Source organism: Arcobacter sp. F2176 (assembly GCF_004116465.1).
GTDB lineage: Bacteria > Campylobacterota > Campylobacteria > Campylobacterales > Arcobacteraceae > Arcobacter > Arcobacter siniprincipis.
Genome location: NZ_PDJV01000006.1, coordinates 103,844 through 122,734, shown reverse-complemented (window position 1 = coordinate 122,734; position 18,891 = coordinate 103,844). Strand labels below are relative to the sequence as shown.

The 18,891-nt window shown below is 27.9% G+C and carries 18 protein-coding genes; 14 read left to right on the top strand and 4 right to left on the bottom strand.

Translation table 11 applies throughout. From position 1 onward, the window contains the following. Positions 1–9: 9 nt before the first annotated feature. The 10 genes from CRU95_RS07620 to CRU95_RS07575 all read left to right on the top strand — a co-directional run bounded on the left by CRU95_RS07620 (position 10) and on the right by CRU95_RS07575 (position 9,403). A complete protein-coding gene (locus tag CRU95_RS07620) occupies positions 10–618 on the top strand; it encodes a nitrate reductase cytochrome c-type subunit (RefSeq protein ID WP_129100551.1) in 609 nt (202 codons plus the stop codon). A 3-nt stretch (positions 619–621) separates the two neighbouring features. Then, positions 622–1,098: a ferredoxin-type protein NapF gene (locus CRU95_RS07615; protein ID WP_129100550.1), complete on the top strand. Its 477-nt coding sequence runs from the start codon at positions 622–624 to the stop codon at positions 1,096–1,098. Positions 1,099–1,100: 2 nt separating this feature from the next. Then, on the top strand, positions 1,101–2,051 hold the full coding sequence (locus CRU95_RS07610) for a WD40 repeat domain-containing protein (RefSeq protein ID WP_129100549.1): 951 nt from the start codon (positions 1,101–1,103) through the stop codon (positions 2,049–2,051). A gap of 1 nt (position 2,052) precedes the next feature. After that, a complete protein-coding gene (locus tag CRU95_RS07605) occupies positions 2,053–2,436 on the top strand; it encodes a chaperone NapD (protein WP_129100548.1) in 384 nt (127 codons plus the stop codon). Positions 2,437–2,644: 208 nt separating this feature from the next. Next, positions 2,645–3,661 carry an amino acid ABC transporter substrate-binding protein gene (locus tag CRU95_RS07600; protein WP_129100547.1) on the top strand — a complete coding sequence of 339 codons (1,017 nt, stop codon included), beginning with the start codon at positions 2,645–2,647 and terminating at the stop codon, positions 3,659–3,661. An 83-nt stretch (positions 3,662–3,744) separates the two neighbouring features. Then, positions 3,745–4,926 (top strand): amino acid ABC transporter permease, encoded by a 1,182-nt coding sequence (locus tag CRU95_RS07595; RefSeq protein ID WP_129100546.1) that lies wholly within the window; start codon positions 3,745–3,747, stop codon positions 4,924–4,926. Beyond that, positions 4,926–6,005 carry an amino acid ABC transporter permease gene (locus CRU95_RS07590; protein ID WP_129100545.1) on the top strand — a complete coding sequence of 360 codons (1,080 nt, stop codon included), beginning with the start codon at positions 4,926–4,928 and terminating at the stop codon, positions 6,003–6,005. The genes CRU95_RS07595 and CRU95_RS07590 overlap by 1 nt, the downstream gene beginning before the upstream one ends. 33 nt (positions 6,006–6,038) lie before the next feature. Next, positions 6,039–6,767 (top strand): amino acid ABC transporter ATP-binding protein, encoded by a 729-nt coding sequence (locus CRU95_RS07585; RefSeq protein ID WP_258238660.1) that lies wholly within the window; start codon positions 6,039–6,041, stop codon positions 6,765–6,767. A 16-nt stretch (positions 6,768–6,783) separates the two neighbouring features. Next, positions 6,784–7,023 carry a hypothetical protein gene (locus tag CRU95_RS07580; RefSeq protein ID WP_129100543.1) on the top strand — a complete coding sequence of 80 codons (240 nt, stop codon included), beginning with the start codon at positions 6,784–6,786 and terminating at the stop codon, positions 7,021–7,023. A 139-nt stretch (positions 7,024–7,162) separates the two neighbouring features. Continuing rightward, positions 7,163–9,403, top strand: a complete 2,241-nt coding sequence (locus tag CRU95_RS07575; protein ID WP_129100542.1) for a methyl-accepting chemotaxis protein — start codon at positions 7,163–7,165, stop codon at positions 9,401–9,403. Positions 9,404–9,415: 12 nt separating this feature from the next. Here the strand turns inward: CRU95_RS07575 and CRU95_RS07570 are convergent, their stop codons facing one another. The 3 genes from CRU95_RS07570 to CRU95_RS07560 all read right to left on the bottom strand — a co-directional run bounded on the left by CRU95_RS07570 (position 9,416) and on the right by CRU95_RS07560 (position 12,390). Further along, positions 9,416–10,045 carry a LysE family translocator gene (locus CRU95_RS07570; protein WP_129100541.1) on the bottom strand — a complete coding sequence of 210 codons (630 nt, stop codon included), beginning with the start codon at positions 10,043–10,045 and terminating at the stop codon, positions 9,416–9,418. 89 nt (positions 10,046–10,134) lie between these two features. Then, on the bottom strand, positions 10,135–11,241 hold the full coding sequence (gene ald / locus CRU95_RS07565) for an alanine dehydrogenase (RefSeq protein WP_129100540.1): 1,107 nt from the start codon (positions 11,239–11,241) through the stop codon (positions 10,135–10,137). Positions 11,242–11,253: 12 nt separating this feature from the next. Beyond that, positions 11,254–12,390 carry an NAD(P)/FAD-dependent oxidoreductase gene (locus CRU95_RS07560; protein ID WP_129100539.1) on the bottom strand — a complete coding sequence of 379 codons (1,137 nt, stop codon included), beginning with the start codon at positions 12,388–12,390 and terminating at the stop codon, positions 11,254–11,256. A 218-nt stretch (positions 12,391–12,608) separates the two neighbouring features. Between CRU95_RS07560 and CRU95_RS07555 the strand changes: the two genes are divergently transcribed. Then, positions 12,609–13,202 carry a helix-turn-helix domain-containing protein gene (locus tag CRU95_RS07555; RefSeq protein WP_164969747.1) on the top strand — a complete coding sequence of 198 codons (594 nt, stop codon included), beginning with the start codon at positions 12,609–12,611 and terminating at the stop codon, positions 13,200–13,202. Positions 13,203–13,227: 25 nt separating this feature from the next. Here the strand turns inward: CRU95_RS07555 and serS are convergent, their stop codons facing one another. After that, positions 13,228–14,472, bottom strand: coding sequence for a serine--tRNA ligase (gene serS, locus CRU95_RS07550; protein ID WP_129100537.1), 1,245 nt, complete (start codon positions 14,470–14,472; stop codon positions 13,228–13,230). A gap of 197 nt (positions 14,473–14,669) precedes the next feature. On the opposite strand from serS, the gene CRU95_RS07545 reads away from it, so the two are divergent. Genes CRU95_RS07545 through CRU95_RS07535 form a run of 3 tightly spaced genes read left to right on the top strand, consistent with a single transcriptional unit; the run spans position 14,670 to position 18,844 of the window. Beyond that, positions 14,670–16,952: a TonB-dependent siderophore receptor gene (locus CRU95_RS07545; RefSeq protein WP_129100536.1), complete on the top strand. Its 2,283-nt coding sequence runs from the start codon at positions 14,670–14,672 to the stop codon at positions 16,950–16,952. A 37-nt stretch (positions 16,953–16,989) separates the two neighbouring features. Beyond that, entirely contained in the window at positions 16,990–17,283 is a 294-nt protein-coding gene (locus tag CRU95_RS07540) for a hypothetical protein (protein ID WP_129100535.1), read from the top strand. Position 17,284: 1 nt separating this feature from the next. After that, positions 17,285–18,844 carry a PepSY-associated TM helix domain-containing protein gene (locus CRU95_RS07535; RefSeq protein ID WP_129100534.1) on the top strand — a complete coding sequence of 520 codons (1,560 nt, stop codon included), beginning with the start codon at positions 17,285–17,287 and terminating at the stop codon, positions 18,842–18,844. Positions 18,845–18,891 lie beyond the last annotated feature (47 nt).

The following is an 18,891-nucleotide window of genomic DNA, read 5'->3' as shown; positions in this document are numbered from 1 at the left end:
GAGAAAAAAATGAAAATTACTAAAATAACTTTAGGATTAGCAACAATAACTGCAATATTTGTTACAGGTTGTGCTATTGCTCAAAAAACTTATTCAGAAGAGTCTTTAGGCTTAAGAAAAGTAGATATTTATACTGAAAAGAGTATTGTTCCAGATAAAACAGATTATGCTAAAGCAGCAGCTGGAACATCAACAAAAATTGATAGAGCATTTGAAAATGCTCCACCAATGATTCCCCATGATGTTGAAGGAATGTTACCAATAACTATAGATAATAATCAATGTATTATGTGTCATGATCCAGCAATTGCAGAATCAATGGGAGCAGTTCCTGTACCAAAAACACACCTTACAGATTTTAGACCGAAAACTTCTTTATCTGAAAATGGTAGAATTGTAAAAGATGGTAAAATGATTGTAAATACAAGTGACTTAAAACTTCCAGAACAAAAGAGTTTAGGACATTTGGCAGGGGCAAGATTTAACTGTAGTCAATGTCATGCACCTCAATCAGAGACAAAATTAATTGTAGGAAATAATTTCAAAGCTGATTTTAGAGAAAGCGGTGAAAAAAACTCATCAAATTTAATCAAAAATATAGATGAAGGTGTAAAATAAATTATGAAAAGAAGAGAGCTATTTAGCTCTCTTGCTTCATCATTTAAAAATAATGAAAAGCAAGAGAAAGTAATTCGTCCACCATATTATAATAATGAAGCACTCTTTTTAAGTGAGTGTATCAAATGTGAAGGATTGTGTGCTAACTCTTGTGAAGTAAATATAATAGTAATACAAAAAGACAAAACTCCAAAACTAGATTTTACAAATAGTGGATGTACTTTTTGTGATGAGTGTGTAAAAGTTTGCCCAAGCGAAGTTTTAAAACTTGAATATAAAAAAAATATATCTGCAAAAATAGAAATAAATATTTTAGAATGTCTAAGTTGGAATCAAACCATGTGTTTTTCTTGCAAAGACCCTTGCCTTGATGATGCTATAAAATTTTTAGGAATGTTTCGACCACAGATAAGTGAAAATTGTACCTCTTGTGGATTTTGTTTAAAAGTTTGCCCAACAAATGCGATAAAGATAGGATAAGAATGAATACTGTAAAAATTTTACTTATACTTTTTATGATATCTTTTTTAAATGCAAATGAAATAATGCCAACAAAAATAGTGAACATAAGTGCAGGAGCAACTGATTTAGTTATAAATGATAATAAGTTATTTGTTTCAACAAGTGCTGGAAGAATAAACATCTTTAACTTAAAAGATTTCAAATTAATTTCAAATATTACAATTCCTCAAGTAAAAGATTTTATAGGAGAAACTAATGACAGTAAAATATACTCAATTGATGTATTAAAAAATAAAATTTTAATTTTATCTCAAGGAGAAAAAGGGGCAAGAAAAATTGATATTTATGAAAATGGAAAGTTAAGTACTATTGTTCCGGATACAAAACATTTATTTATTGCACAAGCTAAATTTATAAATGAAAATGAAATTATATTTTCACTTTTAAGTAATGAATTACTCTTATATAATATAAATGAAAAAAAAATTATATACAATAAACAAATGAGCCAATCAAAATTTTCTTATTTTGCACTAAATGAAAATAAAAAAAAGATTATAATTGCAGATGAAAGCGGAAATTTAAAATTATGTGATGTTCAAACAGGGAATTTACTGAAAACATACAAAGGTAAAAATTTGGACAATGTCTTTCAAGTTGATTTCAAAAATGGGAAAATTTTAACTGCTGGACAAGATAGAAGAGTTGTATTTTACTCAAAAAATGATGCATTTTATAAAGAATCAAGTTTTTTAATTTATTCTTGTGCTTTAAATTCAAAAGCAACCCTAGCCGCTTATTCATCAAACGAAAACAATGATGTAACTATTTTTGATACTTCATCAAAAAAAGATTTATGTCAATTAAAAGAGAATAAAATGACACTTACTAAAATTTTATTTATAAATAACAATGAAATTTTAGTTGCCAGTGACAATGACAAAATAAACTATTACAAAATAAAGGAATAATATGAACATTTCAAGTATAGTAGTTCAAACACTACCAAAACATTTAGACCAAGTTATAGAGGATTTAAAAAACTGCAAAGCTTGTGATTACCATATGAATGATGAAAAAGGAAGAGTTATCATCACTATTGAAGGAAGTAGCGTTAAAGAAGAATTAGAAAAGTTAAGAATAATAGAGGCAATTCCTAATGTTATGAGTGCTGATATGCAAATGGCTTATAGTGAAGATGAACTTGATGAAAATATAAAAGTATTAAATAACTCAGATGCTGTTCCAAGTATGTTAAAAGATGATAATGTTGATCCAAGAAAAATTGTTTATAATGGAGATTTAAAGAAAAAAGACTTATATAGTTTCTCAAAACATCTAGAAGATAAAAAGTAAATTTACTACTTTTTATCTTTTATTCCTCTATCAAAATTACTGAAAAAACTATCTCACACACAAATTTATTTTTAAATAAAATTAAAAAAGCTATCAATTTATTAAAAGTGGTTAAAAAATATACAGCTCTGCTACTCTTTTGCTATGCAATTCTAGTAGAATTTTCTATGAATTAAATTTCAATTTACACTAAACAAAAGGATTAGAAATGAAACTATTAAAGACACTATCTTTAAGTATAGCTGCGCTAGCGATTGCATCGACTGTATCATCTGCTGATACATTAGATACAACTATGAAAAATGGGAAATTAAGTTGTGGACTAAACACAGGGCTTCCAGGTTTTGCTGCTCCTGATTCAGATGGGGTTTGGAAAGGTATTGATGTTGATGTTTGTAGAGCAGTTGCTGCTGCTGTTTTAGGGGATGCATCAAAAGTTAAATATGCTCATTTAAATGCAAAAGAGAGATTTACTGCCCTACAAAGTGGTGAAATTGATGTACTAGCTAGAAATACAACTTGGACAGCTACAAGAGATACTTCATTAGGTTTAAACTTTACAGGTGTAAATTACTATGATGGTCAAGGTTTCTTAGTATCAAAAAAATTGGGTGTTAAATCTGCAAAAGAATTAAGTGGAGCAACTTTTTGTATCCAAGCTGGAACTACAACTGAGCTTAACTTAACAGATTACTTTAAAGCAAATAAAATGGATTATACTCCAATTACATATGATACATCAGCACAATCAATTCAAGGTTTTGAAGAAGGAAGATGTGATGCTTTAACTTCTGATGCTTCTCAATTATATTCATTAAGAACTCAATTAAAAGACCCAAATTCAGCAATTGTACTTCCTGAAATTATTTCAAAAGAGCCTTTAGGCCCTGTTGTAAGACAAGGTGATGACAAATGGTTTAACATCGTAAAATGGACTGAAATTGCAATGTTAAATGCAGAAGATTTAGGTGTTAATTCTAAAAATGTAGATGAAATGTTAAAAAGTCCAAATCCAAATATCCAAAGACTTCTTGGAGTAACTGGTGATATTGGTAAAAATCTTGGGTTAGATCCAAAATGGGCATACAATGTAATCAAACAAGTTGGAAATTATGGTGAATCATTTGATAGAAATGTTGGTAAAGATTCTCCTTTAAAAATTGAAAGAGGATTAAATAAACTTTGGAAAGATGGTGGTCTTCAATATGGAGCACCTATTAGATAATCTAAGTAAACTATTTACAAAAATTATTTAATAAAAAAAGAGGGGAAGAATAACTTCCCCTTTTTTAATTATAAGGTGAAAGAATGAAAGAACACAAAAAAATAGTAAAAGGCGTCGCTTTTTACAATAATCCAAAGATTAGAGCAATTATTTATCAAATATTAGCTTTAACAATGATATTTTTATTTACATATTATGTTTTACACAATATGTTTGTTAACATCGAAAAACGTGGGATTAATACAGGATTTGACTTTTTAGGTAATGAAGCTGGATTTGGTATCATATCAACACTAATTTCTTATACAGAATCAGATACTTATGCAAGAGTATTTGTAATTGGAATATTAAATACACTCTTAGTATCAGGTATTGGTATATTCTTTTCTTCAGTAATTGGACTATTAGTTGGAATTGGTAGATTATCAAAGAACTTTATGATTTCTAAACTTTGTTTAGTATATGTAGAGACATTTAGAAATATTCCAATACTCTTACAAATACTATTTTGGTATAATGTTGTATTAGCCGCACTCCCAGGTCCTCGACAATCAATGTCTTATATGGATGCATTTTTCTTAAACAATAGAGGATTATATATCCCTAGACCTATTTTAGAAAGTGGCTTTATTTCTGTTATTATTGCATTTTTTATTGCCATTGCAGGTGTTGTTTATCTTGCAAAATGGGCAAAAAAGAAACATGATGAAACAGGAGAAGAATTTCCAGTTTTTTGGACTTCTTTAATTATCTTAATTGCAGGACCTATTTTAGTTTACTTTATTAGTGGTTCACCTGCATCACTTGAATATTCACAACTTAAAGGCTTTAACTTTGTAGGTGGTTGGACAATGACTCCTGAACTTTTAGCTTTATCTTTTGCATTAAGTATTTATCCAGCAACTTATATAGCGGAAGCTGTAAGAGCAGGTATAGAAGCTGTGCCAAAAGGACAAAAAGAAGCTGCAAATGCATTAGGATTAAAAAACCATATTATTTTAAGAAGAGTTATTCTTCCTCAAGCACTAAGAGTTATTATTCCTCCTGTTATTAATCAATATTTAAATTTAATGAAAAATTCATCTCTTGCAACTGCAATTGGATACCCAGAACTTGTAACATTATTTGCAGGAACTGCATTAAATCAAGTTGGTCAAGCCATAGAAATAATTTTAATGACAATGGCTGTGTATTTATCAATTAGTATATTCATTTCTATTATAATGAATGTTATTAATGCAAAAATACAAATAAAGGAGAGATAATGGCAATTTATGAAAAACTAGAAACAAGACCCGCTCCTTTAGGAATAAGTGGACCTATTAAGTGGATAAAAGAAAATCTTTTCCCATCACCAATTAGTTCGATTCTAACTATTTTATCTCTTGTTTTACTTTATTATATTATTCCACCATTGTTAAATTGGATGATTTTTGATGCAACATGGACAGGAACAAAAGAAGAGATAACAAAACATGGGGCAAGATGGATTTTTATTTATGAAAAATTCAATCAGTTTATTTATGGTTTTTATCCAGAAAACTTATATTGGAGACCAAATCTTATTTTAGCTTTATTTGTAGCTTCAATAGTATTATTCAAAAAAATAAAACACATAAAAGTAAGAGCAAGTATACTTATTTTATTTCCTATTATTTCATACATATTAATTCACGGAGGATTAGGTTTAGAAGTTGTTCCAACAACAAAATGGGGTGGATTATTGCTTACTTTAGTTGTTGCATCTGTTGGTATTGTTGTATCTTTTCCTATTGGGATTATATTTGCATTAGGAAGACAATCGAACATGCCAATAATAAAAACAATAAGTGTTTTATACATAGAATTTATTAGAGGTGTTCCTTTAATTACTTTGTTATTTATGTCATCTGTAATTCTTCCTTTATTTTTCCCAGAAGGTGTAACTTTTGATAAATTATTAAGAGCATTAATAGGTGTTACTCTTTTCCAAGCTGCCTATATTGCAGAAGTTGTAAGAGGTGGATTACAAGCGATTCCAAAAGGTCAATATGAAGCTGCTGATTCAATTGGACTTTCATATTGGCAGGCAATGGGATTAGTTATCTTGCCACAAGCATTAAAAATATCAATTCCTAATATTGTTGGATCATTCGTTGCTTTATTTAAAGACACAACGCTTGTATTGATTATTGGATTATTTGATGTTTTAGCAATGGTAACTTTAACAACAACAGATCCACATTGGTTAGGATTTGAAACAGAAGGTTATGTTTTTGTAACCATGATTTATTGGATAATTTGTTTTAGTATGTCGAAATATGCACAATCAGTAGAAAACAGATTTAATACAGATCATAAATAAGAATAGGAAAAGATTATGAGTAATTTAGATTATATGATAGAGATGACTAATGTTAATAAGTGGTATGGAGATTTCCATGTACTAAAAGATATTAATTTAAGAGTTAAAAAAGGTGAAAGAATTGTTATTTGTGGACCTTCAGGTTCTGGTAAATCAACAACAATTAGATGTATGAATAGACTTGAAGCTTTTCAAGAAGGTGAAATGTATGTTGCAGGTTTAGAGTTAACAGAGGATGTTAAAAGGATTAGAGAGATAAGAACTCATGTTGGAATGGTATTTCAACATTTTAATCTTTTCCCTCATCTTTCAATTTTGGAAAACTTAATCTTAGCTCCAACTTGGGTAACAAAAACTCCAAGAAAACAAGCTATAGAAACAGCAATGCATTATTTAGAGCGAGTAAAAATTGCAGAACAAGCACATAAATTTCCAAATCAATTATCAGGTGGTCAACAACAAAGAGTTGCAATAGCAAGATGTTTATGTATTAATCCAGAAATCATGCTATTTGATGAACCAACATCAGCCCTAGATCCTGAAATGATTGGTGAAGTTCTAGATGTAATGACAGAGCTTGCAGGAGATGGGATCACTATGGTTTGTGTAACTCATGAAATGGGATTTGCAAAAAAAGTTGCAGATAGAGTTATATTTATGGATGCAGGACAAATAGTTGAAGAGAATACTCCAACTGAATTTTTTGATAATCCTCAGTCTGATAGATTAAAACAATTTTTAGAGCAAATTTTAGACCACTAATAAAATAAGGACAAAAATGAACTTATTAAAGATAATTGCGCTTGTAAGTGGAATATTTTTATTAATAACTACTCCAATTTTGGGAGTAGTTGTTATAGTTTTTATTGCATTTGGAATATTTCTTCTTTTTTTAGCTTATAAAATATTAACTTCAAAAGATAAAAGCACTCCTGAAAAAAAAGAAAAAAGAAAAGTCAATATCATAGCTGGTGGATTAATGCTTACAGCGGGTGGTGTTTTATTTATTAAAAAATAATTTATGTTTCAATATTAGAATCAAGGTGATGACTATTTATAATAAGTAAAAAATATTTTAATATTAGTTTAACTATAACTAAATATTCTTATATGAACTTTTTTAACTATAAAATTTAATATATAAATTAAGGACTATAATGATTAGTAATTCAATAAATAAGAAATTTTCAATTTTAATTGGAATCACTCTTATAACAGTAATGATTATATTTACTGTTATCATGATAAATAGTATTAAAACAAAGATTATAGAAGATTTAGAAATAAACTTACAATCTCAAGCAGGTGATTATCTGCAAACTGCAAAAATATATAATGACACATTAGAAGAAAATGCACTAGTTCTTTTTGATGTATTTAAAAAATCTTTTTTAAATTTAAGAATAAGAAATACAGATACAGTTAAAATAAATGGAGTTGAGACATTAATACTTTATGATGGATTTGCAAGATTAAATAAAACATATGAGAGAGTTGATCGTTTTAAAGAACTTACAGGTGAAATTTCAGCAGTATATGTTAAAGATAAAAATGAATATACAAATATTTCTTCATCAATATTAGATGAAAAAGGGGAAAGAATTTTAGTCAATAAAATTGATCCAAATGGAAAAATTTATAAAAAAATTGAAAATAAAGAGAAATATGTAGGATTGGAAGAAATTGCAGGGAAAACATATATGTCTATTTATTCACCAATTGTTAAAAATGATAAAATTATAGGAGCATTATATGTTGGCTATAATTTTACAAAAGGATTAGAAACATTAAAAAAAGAGTTAAAAAAAGTAGTTATTGGAGATACTGGGTATATTTATATTCTTGATGATAAAGGTAAGTTGATTCTTCATAAAAATTTAGAAGGTAAAAATGTATTTGGTTTAAAGGATACCAATAATAAAAGTTTTATTCAAGAAATACTAAAAAAGAAAAAGGGTGTAATACACTACAATTATCTTGAAAATAATAAATCAACTAAAAAAATTGCTGCATTTACTACTTATGATAAATGGAATTGGACCATTGTAGTTGGTTCCAATGAAAGTGAATTTCTTGAAATATCAGAACAAGTTCAAATAATGTTTATAATAGCAACAATTATTTTAACTGTACTTTTACAAGGTGTTATTTTTATTTTAATGAATAAAATGGTTTCTAAACCTCTTATAAAATTTCAAAATGGACTATTAGATTTCTTTGCATATTTAAATCAAACAAAAGATGATGTCTCAAAAATCGATATTAACAGTAATGATGAAATTGGTAATATGGCAAAAGTTATTAATGAAAATATCGAAGCAACAAAAGCTAACTTAACAGAAGACAAAAATCTAATTGTAAATGTAAAAGAAGTAGTAAATGATATAAGTAAAGGGGCTTTATCTAATAGAATTCAAGCTACAAGTAATACTCCATCATTAAGTGAATTAAAAGACCTTATAAATAATATGTTGCACAATTTAGAAGAGTTTGTAGGGAAAGATATAAATGAACTAAGTTCTGTATTAGAACAATATGCAAAAAAAGATTTTACAAAAAATCTCAATAAAAAAGATAATGGCAAAATAGGTCATGAAATTGCAATAATGAACAATATTATTACAGACATGTTATTAGATAATCAAGAAGATGGAATAAAATTAAGAGACACAGCAAATGAGTTATCAAATAATGTTAGTGTATTAAGTAAAAATGCTACCAATCAAGCAGCTTCATTAGAAGAAGTAGCAGCTTCAGTTACAGAAGTTACTGCAAATGTTGATCAAACCAGTCAAAAAGCACAAAATATGTTTACAATCTCTTCAGAAACACAAAAATCATCAAATTTAGGTAAAGACCTTGCTAATAAAACTGTTTTAGCCATGGATCAAATAAATGAAAAAGTTCAAACTATCAATGAATCAATTGCATTAATTGATCAAATTGCTTTCCAAACAAATATTCTATCACTTAATGCTGCTGTTGAAGCAGCAACAGCAGGAGAAGCAGGAAAAGGATTTGCCGTTGTTGCACAAGAAGTGAGAAATCTAGCTTCAAGAAGTGCAGAAGCAGCTAAGGAAATAAAAGATTTAGTTGAATCAGCTAGTCAACAAACCTTAGAAGGTAAAGAGATTAGTACTAGTATGATTGCTGGATTTGAAAAATTAGAAGAAAAAATAAATGAAACGAATATAATCATTAATGATGTTGCAAGTGGAGCAAAAGAGCAAACTGAAGCAATGATTAGTATTAGCGAAACAATAAATAATTTGGATAAATTTACTCAACAAAATGCCCAAGTAGCTGAAGAGACAAATAAGATTTCAAATAACACAAATGAAATTGCAAATAAAGTTGTAGAGAATGTAAATGAGAGTGAATTTAAAGGGAAAAAATAGTTTTATAGGAATTTAGGTTAAAGCTAACCAAATTCCTATTCCTATCATCATAGAACCAGCTATCTTATTCAAAAGCTTTACATTTGATGAGTTTTGTAGTAGTTTTCTTAAAGTAGTACCACCCGATGCATATATAATTAAACATGAGAATTCTAATAAAAGTATAAGAAATATCAAAACAGCTAATTGAGGTACATAAGCTAAGTTTTCATCAATAAATGGTGGCAATAAAGCAATAAAAAAAGCCCAGCCTTTTGGATTTGCAATTGCAGTTACAAAACCTTGAATTGCAAGGTTTTTCTTAGAAACATTGAAACTACACTCTTCTAAATTTAAAGCCATTTTTCCTCTTGATAACCACATAGTTACACCTAAATATATTAAATAAGCTCCTCCACAATATTTTAAAACTAAAAAAATAGTTGGATGATTTAGCATAATAGCAGCAACACCAATAACTGAAGAAGTGGCAACTAACCCTACTCCCAAAAGTTCTCCTATCATCATATACATTGTTTTTTTCAAACCAATGCTCATCCCCATACTCAAAGACAAAGTCATGCACATTCCTGGAGTAATTGAAACAAAAAAGAAAGTTGGTATAAAAATTGCTAAAATTGATATATTTATATAATCAAACATAAAAGTCCCTTTTAAAAAGGAAAAATTATACAAAAGTAATATTAAATTAAAGCCAATAATATAAATTATTGGCTTTAAAAAAGAGATTGTTAGAAATTTACAGGTTCATATGCAATATTTAAACTTTTTGCAACAGCTTCATTTGTTAATTTTCCATCATAAGTATTAAGACCATTTAATAAATGTTTATCATCAGCTAATGCTTTTTCTAAACCTTTATTAGCTATTGCCAAACCATGTCTTAAAGTAGTAGCTGTTAATGCCAAAGTAGAAGTTAAAGAGACAGCTCCTGGCATATTTGCAACACAATAATGTAATACATCATTTACCACATAAGTTGGATTATCATGATATGTAGCTTTTGATGTTTCAAAACAACCACCTTGATCAATTGCAACATCAACTACAACTGCATTTTTCTTCATAAGTTTTAAATCATCTTTAGAGATAAGTTTAGGAGCAGCAGCACCTGGAATTAAAACAGCACCAATTACTAAATCTGCTTCTTTGATTGATTTTAAGATATTTGATCTATTTGAAAATAGAGTATTTATTTTTGAACCAAATAAATCATCATAATATGCCAATCTTGAAGCTGAGATATCCATAACTGTAACATTTGCACCAAGTCCAACACACATTTTGCAAGCATTAAGTCCAACAATTCCACCACCAATAATTACAACATTACCCTTTTGAACACCTGGAACTCCACCTAATAAAACACCTCTTCCACCAAATGGTTTTTCTAAATATTTTGCACCCTCTTGAGCTGCTAATCTTCCTGCAATCTCACTCATAGGAGTTAGACAAGGTAATCCACCCTCAGCAGATGTAATTGTTTCATATGCTACTGCTTTTACTTTTTTAGACAGTAACATTTCAGCTTGTGGTTTATCAGCTGCTATATGTAAATATGTATATAAAATCTGACCTTCATGGAAAAAATTATACTCCTCAGGTAATGGTTCTTTTACTTTTACAATCATTTCAGAATCATCAAAAAGCTTTTGTTTATCTTCAACAATTGTTCCCCCAGCTTTTACATACTCTTCATTTTCAAATCCAGCCCCAATACCCGCATCAATTTCAACAAAAACAGTATGCCCATTATTTACATATGCTGCAATATCATCAGGTGTTAAACCAACTCTATACTCATGCACTTTAATCTCTTTTACTAATCCGATTTTCATCTTTTTATCCTTTTAATAATTAAATATTTTTTTATGATTTTTACTTACATATCTTTTTAAAAAGTAAGCTATAAAGCCTTTTACTTTTATGCCTAAAATTATTCCTACTGTATTTTTATCTGCCAAATCTACCATAACTCCTTTTGTCTGTGATTTATTTTTAATTAGTAAGTTTCCTTCTATAGAATTTAATAAATTCTGTGCAACTATATTTGCATGTAATTTTGCCACTTGTGCTGTTGGTAAAACATAGTTTCCATTTTTGCCTTTTGTTTCTGCCACATCACCCATAACAAAAACATCTTCATGATTTAGTAATCGTAAATATTCATCAACCAAAAATTGATTTTTAATATTTATTTGTGCACTTTCATCATTTGATAATTTTTCACTTGAAACTCCTATCAAAAAAAGTACCATATCAAATGGAATTTCATTTGAATCACTCAAATAAATTACATTCTCTTTTACCTCATTGACAAAAGTTCCATGATATCTTTTGATATTTAATTTATCACAAGCTTTTCTTGCCTGATTCACTAAAAAAGAGTCCATATTTGGTAACACATCTGGAAATTGTTCGATTAAAGAAATTTGACAATCTTCTTTTGTCAAAGCTCTTTTTCTTATTACACTTGCAAATTCTAAAGCAATCTCAACACCAGATAGTCCACCGCCTACAATTGCAATATTTTTCTCTTTCTTTTTTGAGTTCAATAAATCTAAAAATTTTGTTCTTTGTTCTTTTAGTATATCTATCTCTTTTATATCAGCTTTATATTCTTGAATATTTTTTATTTGGTTTGGAAAAAATGATTTACTTCCAGTTGCAATAACTAAATAATCATATTTTAGATTTTTGTTATTATTTAAAATTACTCTTTTAGTTTTAAATTCAATATCTTCTACAAAAGCTTCAATAAAGTTAATCTTTTTATTCATACAATATATCTCTAAGTTAAAAGATATATCTTCTAATTCACATTGTCCACTTATATATTTATGAATATCAGTTTGATGTAAATGATATAAATTTTTATTTATTAAAGTTACTTCAAGATTTTTATTGTTACTGATTTTCTCAACCAAGGAAATACCACTATAACCTGCACCTATAATCACAACATTCTTTTTAATACTATTAAACATTTTAAATCCATGATATGTTAATTATATTAAAATAAATCATTTTAATATAATATATTTTAATATAATTAAATAATAACATATATTTTAAGATTTTTTTTAACTTTTTGTATAAATATTATACAAATTTTTATTAAATAGTTTAATTTAGTTAAATATTTTATTTTATTTGGTTAAGAAAATTTATGTTAGAATTGAAATTATTACTTAAAGGGCAGATTTTGACTGAAGAATTCAATGTTGGTAAAAAAATAAAATTTCTTAGAAAAGAAAAAAAGATGAATGCAAAAGAACTAGCAAAAGATGCTGGTATTTCATATGGAATGCTTTCACTTTTAGAAAGTGGCTCAACTCAAGGTTCAGTTGAGACTTTAAGAAAGATTGCAAAGGTTCTTGGTGTAACTATTGCTCATTTATTTACAAACAGTGAAGATAGTGATTTAGCCACAAGACCAAAAGATTTGGACAATGAAACTTCTTATGTTGTAAGAAAAGACCAAAGAAAAAAAATATCTTTCCCTGATCCCCAATATACTTGTGAATTGCTTGTTCCTGATTTACAAGGTGACATTGAATTTTTGCAAGTAAATATGGAACCAAATAGAATAACTGAACACTTAATTCCACATACAAAAGGTGGTGAAGAGTGTGATTATGTAGTAGAAGGTGAGATTGTTGTTACTTTAAATGAAAAAGAGTTTGCCTTATCTCAGGGTGATTGTATAAGATTTAATCCTGAAATTCCACATAAAATAGAAAATAGAAGTTCAAAAAAAGCCTCTTATTTATCTGTAATTACTCCAGTTTCTTTTTAAAAAGTAGAAAATAGATTTCTACTTTCTACATATATTTTTTTAAAACTTCTGGAATAGTAATAGTTCCATCTTCTTGTTGATAGTTTTCCATAATAGCCACAAGTGTTCTTCCAACAGCTAATGAAGAACCATTTAAAGTATGAGCTAAGATATTCTTTTTACCATCTTTATATCTTATTTTTGCTCGTCTTGCTTGGAAATCTCTTGTATTTGAAATAGAAGATATTTCTCTATATTTACCTTGACCTGGTAACCAAACTTCTAAGTCAATAGTTCTTGTAGCACTAAATCCTAAATCTCCAGTACAAAGCATAACTTTTTGATGAGCAAGACCAAGTGAAGTTAATAAATCACTTGCACAAGAAACCATTTTTTCAAATACTTCTTCACTTTGTTCTTGTGTTGTAATAGCTACCATTTCAACTTTATCAAACTGATGTTGACGAATCAGTCCTCTTGTATCTCTTCCTGCACTTCCAGCTTCTTTTCTAAAACATGGAGTATATGAAGTCATAAGATAAGGTAACTCTTCTACTGGTATGATTTCATCATTATAAAGATTTGTTAAAGCAACCTCAGCAGTTGGAATCAAATACAAATCTTCACCCTCAATTTTAAATAAATCATCACCAAATTTTGGTAATTGTCCAGTTCCTTGAAGTGCATTTGTATTTGCCATAAAAGGTACATACCACTCTTCAAAACCTCGCTCTGCGTTAAACTTAAGCATATAATTAATAAGTGCTCGCTCTAATTTAGCGGCTTGACCTCTCATAGCTGTAAATCTTGATTTTGCAAGTTTTACACCTCTTGTGAAATCAAGTGTTCCATTACTCTCACCTAAATCCCAATGCTCTTTTGGCTCAAAAGAAAAACTTGGTTTTTCACCAATAGTTTCTAATACTACATTTTCATTCTCATCAGCACCATCTGGTACATCAGTATCTGGCATATTTGGAACACCTAAAATAACAGATGAAAGTTTTTCTTCTAAAACTCTAACTTGCTCTTCTAGCTCTTGTTTTTGATTTTTAAGTTTATTGATATTTTCTTGTAAAGGTGCAATATCTAAACCTTCTTTTTTATATCTACCAAACTCTTTTGATAAAGAATTTTGTTCAGCAGTTACATTTTCCATCTCTTGTCTTTTTGCTTTTGCATCAACAGAAAGAGCTTTTAAATTATCTAAAATATCTTGGCTAACACCTTTTCTATTCAAAGCTGTTGCAACTTCATCAAAATCTTTTTGTAATAGTTTAATATCAATCATTTTCTCTACTTCTTATATTTATTTTTAAGATATCTTTTATCTTTTTTAATTTTCGAAATTATATCCAATACCAAATTAAACTTATAAAATATAGCCTTAATTAATCTTTCTCCTTGTCATGATTAATAAATAATTAATTCAAAATTAAATAAATTCTGATTATTATTCTCAAAATCATATATTATTAAAGGTAAACTATGAAATTAAGTAAACTAGTATGTGCAAGTTTGATAACTGTGTGCACCTTAGATATTGCATTAGCAGAAGATACATCTTCAGATATTACACAAGATGTTATTGGATATCAGGAAAGTGCTTATGGACAATTAAAAGGTATCGTTGCAACTAAAAGTTCAACAGGTTCTAAAATGGATATTGATATTACAGAAATACCACAATCAGTATCTGTCATTACAAATGATATGATGAATACTATTGGTGCACAAAGCATTCAAAATGTCACTTCTTATGTATCATCAGTTATACAACCATATGGTGAAAATGGTGATCAAAGAACAAACTATGGGAAACTAAGAGGTATTGGATATTTATATAAATCAACATTCTTAGATGGAATGAAACTACTTCATGCTGGTCATTTAATTCCTAAAATTGACCCTTATGCATTAGAGAGAGTTGAAGTATTAAAAGGTCCAGCATCTGTACTTTATGGAGCAAGTGCTCCAGGTGGTCTTATAAATATGCAAAGTAAAACTCCTACCATAGAACCTTTAAAAGAAATAGGTATCTCATATGCTTCAAATAACAATAAATCTGTTTTTGCAGATATAAGTGATGCTATCAATGAAAAAACTCTATTTAGATTGACAGGAAAATATAAAGAAGGTGATAATGAATTACAAGATTCAACAAATAAATCATACTTTTTTAATCCTTCATTGACATATTATATTGATGATAATAGTTCAATAGATGTTATTGCTTCAGTGGCAAAAGACCAAATCAAAGGTTTGGGAATGAGTTTTAGTGGTTCCAAAAGTATACTAAATTATCAAAATAGTATTGTAGATAAAGCATCAACTATAAGAGCATATCTTAATAATACTTTTGGTTTAGGTCTTACACCACCTTATGATGATAACTTAAAAAGTTCAGCTGCCATAGTTAATGCTTTAAACCTACCTAGTGATTTACTTATTGGTTTAAAAGATAAGGAAATCTTTGAAAAAAGTCACCAATCTATTTCAACTGTATATAAAAACAATATCAATGATGATTTAAAATTTCGTTCAAATATTAGATTTATGCATATGGATGGGAAATATAACTATTCAACTCCATCCGCTACTGGATTAGGGCCACTTTTAGCAACACCGGCACCTGATTTAACTCAATTCCCTTTAGCATACATTGAAATAGCATCTAAGATGAAGACTTTTGCAACAGACAATAATCTACAATATACAGCAAAAACTAAAAATGCAGAATATACTTCATTGGTAGGATTAGATTTTCAATACACAGACTATGATAGAAAAACAACAAAACAAACTGAGTATTCTTATGATTTAGTAAATAGACGACCAACAAGTATTCCTAGTGCCTCAAATACATATACTGATGATTTTAATCAAAAGTCTTTCCAAACAGGTTTATATGCGCAAAGTCAAATAAAAACATATAATAATTTTATTATCTCATCTTCTCTAAGATATGATAAATTAAGACAGAAAAAAACAGATCATCTTACAGATACACAAAGTTCACAAAGAGATAACAATCTTTCAGGAAGATTGGGATTGAGTTATCTATTTGACAATGGTATTACCCCTTATGTTTCTTATTCTACTTCTTTTCAAAGTAATATTGGATCAGGATTTGATGGAAATACATTTGATCCATCTATTGGTGAGCAAGTTGAAGCTGGTATTAAATATAAACCAAATAATTTAGATGCTTTATTTACACTTTCAATATTCAGTTTAAAAGAAAAAGACATAGTTCAAAATGACCCTGAGCATACAGGATCAAAAATACAACAAGGAGATGCAGAAGTAAAAGGTTTAGAATTTAATATTCTTGCAAGTCCTACAGAAAATCTAAATACAGTTTTCTCATTTTCAAAAATGACTGGAAAAGAAGTAAATATGGCAAATCATGATTATGAAGGAAGAGATTTAGCTGATATTCCTGACTTTTCTGTAAGATTATGGACAGATTATACCTTCCCTAAAACTCCAATAGGTGATTTAAAAATAGGTGCAGGAGTTAAATATACAGGAAAATCAAAAGCCTTAAGTGCTGATCAATTTAACTTGCCAAGCAGACCTCAAAAACTTTATGATGTGGATGATTATACAGTTGTTGATGCCCTAATTGCAACAAAATACAATAACTGGGATATCTCTTTAAATATTTACAATGTATTTGATAAAGAAGCAAAAGTAAATAATAATTCAATACAAAGTGCCCAAATAGCTAGTAGATCATTTATGTTAACTACAAAATATAAATTTTAATGGAAGAGTTAAACTCTTCCACTGAAAAGAAACTATTATGACTATAATTAAAAACTTATTTAAAAAAGATACTAATGCTTCATTAGGGGCAATAAGACTACTTTGTTCTATACTTGGTTCCCTTGCTGTTGCTTACTTGTTATTAATAAAATTTGCACAATTATTAAACTTCTCAATATTTGAAAACATCGTACTTGCAATTATACTATTACCAATACTTTGGTCTTCTATTGGCTTATGGGTTGTTTTGTCAAAAACTAAAATTGAAGCACTATTAAAAGTTTTTATTCCTTTTATATTGCTATTTTTCATTATTTACGGATTGGATTAAAATGAATAAAAGATTATTTAACATACATAAACTAATAGGTATAAATGTTTTATTGTTTTTCTTTATTTCTATATTTTTTGGAATATTGACTATATTTAGACCTTATGTTTCTTTTTGGGAAGATAAACAAAAACATATTTCTAATGTAGAGATTCAAAATATAAATTTCGAAAAATGCATTAAAGAAATAAAAAAAAGAAAATATGTTGGTGAAGATGGTAAAGTTATGAGAAATGACTTTATAAAACTAATATTACCAGCAAAAGAGTTTAGGTCTAATAACTTAATTCAAGTAAATAATAGACCAAACTTTTACCTAAATCCAAATACCTGTAAAAAAATCAAACCAAAGAATTTTACTATTTCAAAATTTTTTGAACTAATACATTATGGTCGTATTTTCAATTCTTTAGTTGCTCAAATGATTTTTGGTTTTGCAGCTGTAGCTGTTGTCTTTTTATGCCTTAGTGGTGTATTTTTAATCATAAAAAATAATTATAAAAACAAAAAGACTAAAAATCTAAAAGGTTTTTTTGCTAAATACCACAGACTTTTATTATTATATACCTTACCTTTAGTTTTTATGTTTGGATTAACAGGAGCTCTTTTTAATCTAGGGATTTATAGTACTCCTCTTATGACTAATTATTTGACTGATTCAAAAACATCAAATCTTTTAACTGTAGATAAAAATATTTTAATAGATAAAGATTTAAAACTGTATGAACCATCGCAAAAAGTTAAAACATTAGACATTAATACTTTATATAAAAAAGCAAAGGACTCATTTTCAAATATCTCTTTTTATGCCATACAGATATATAACCTTGATGATATAAATGCAAGGATTAAATTTATAGGATATGAACCTAAATCATTTTTTATAAGTTCTGTATACAATGAAAGCTATGTTGTCTTAAACGGCACCAACGCAGAAGTTATCTCTAAAAAAAGTGCCAGTGATGGAACATTTACTGAAAAAACTTTAGATTCGGTATTTTATTTGCATTTTATAAGAACTTTTAGTGATATTCCAAGAATTATCTTTGCAATTATTTGTTTTACAATTTTATTTGGTGTTACTGTAGGATTATTGTTGTGGATGCAAAGAGCAAAAAAAGACAAATTTACATACAAAGTACTACAACCATTGAGTTACACAGTTGTTTTAGGATCATTAATAAGTGCTAGTTTATTATTTGCAACAACTTGGTTAATTCCAAAACAATATATGTATTTTAATTTCTTAAATACTCTTTACAATGTACAAGAAGTTTTATTTTATAGCGTGTTTATTCTTATATTTATTTATATAAAAGTTATCTCATCTTTATATAAAGCAACTAAGCATAATCTATTTTTTAGTGGTTTGTTACTTATAATTGCAACACTTTCCCATAACTTTACAAGTGGGTTTAATCTATTTAAATCTTTTTCATTAGGTTTAAATGAGATTTTCTATACTGATTTAGTTTTATTTTTTTTAGGAGTATTACTAATTTATCTTTCATTTAAAATTTCTACTAAATTTTTTATTGAAACAGAAGAAATAAAAAAATAGTAATTACCATGAATAAGAATAGTTTAATCAAGGTTTAAAATAATTTT

Bases quoted from the DNA above. Each gene is read 5' to 3' on its own strand.
- CRU95_RS07560 (WP_129100539.1), bottom strand. From the start codon at position 12,390: ATGTTTAATAGTATTAAAAAGAATGTTGTGATTATAGGTGCAGGTTAT.
- CRU95_RS07600 (WP_129100547.1), top strand. From the start codon at position 2,645: ATGAAACTATTAAAGACACTATCTTTAAGTATAGCTGCGCTAGCGATT.
- CRU95_RS07570 (WP_129100541.1), bottom strand. From the start codon at position 10,045: ATGTTTGATTATATAAATATATCAATTTTAGCAATTTTTATACCAACT.
- CRU95_RS07535 (WP_129100534.1), top strand. From the start codon at position 17,285: ATGAATAAAAGATTATTTAACATACATAAACTAATAGGTATAAATGTT.
- CRU95_RS07590 (WP_129100545.1), top strand. From the start codon at position 4,926: ATGGCAATTTATGAAAAACTAGAAACAAGACCCGCTCCTTTAGGAATA.
- CRU95_RS07620 (WP_129100551.1), top strand. From the start codon at position 10: ATGAAAATTACTAAAATAACTTTAGGATTAGCAACAATAACTGCAATA.
- ald (WP_129100540.1), bottom strand. From the start codon at position 11,241: ATGAAAATCGGATTAGTAAAAGAGATTAAAGTGCATGAGTATAGAGTT.
- CRU95_RS07585 (WP_258238660.1), top strand. From the start codon at position 6,039: ATGATAGAGATGACTAATGTTAATAAGTGGTATGGAGATTTCCATGTA.
- CRU95_RS07575 (WP_129100542.1), top strand. From the start codon at position 7,163: ATGATTAGTAATTCAATAAATAAGAAATTTTCAATTTTAATTGGAATC.
- CRU95_RS07605 (WP_129100548.1), top strand. From the start codon at position 2,053: ATGAACATTTCAAGTATAGTAGTTCAAACACTACCAAAACATTTAGAC.
- CRU95_RS07595 (WP_129100546.1), top strand. From the start codon at position 3,745: ATGAAAGAACACAAAAAAATAGTAAAAGGCGTCGCTTTTTACAATAAT.
- CRU95_RS07580 (WP_129100543.1), top strand. From the start codon at position 6,784: ATGAACTTATTAAAGATAATTGCGCTTGTAAGTGGAATATTTTTATTA.
- CRU95_RS07545 (WP_129100536.1), top strand. From the start codon at position 14,670: ATGAAATTAAGTAAACTAGTATGTGCAAGTTTGATAACTGTGTGCACC.
- serS (WP_129100537.1), bottom strand. From the start codon at position 14,472: ATGATTGATATTAAACTATTACAAAAAGATTTTGATGAAGTTGCAACA.
- CRU95_RS07610 (WP_129100549.1), top strand. From the start codon at position 1,101: ATGAATACTGTAAAAATTTTACTTATACTTTTTATGATATCTTTTTTA.
- CRU95_RS07615 (WP_129100550.1), top strand. From the start codon at position 622: ATGAAAAGAAGAGAGCTATTTAGCTCTCTTGCTTCATCATTTAAAAAT.
- CRU95_RS07540 (WP_129100535.1), top strand. From the start codon at position 16,990: ATGACTATAATTAAAAACTTATTTAAAAAAGATACTAATGCTTCATTA.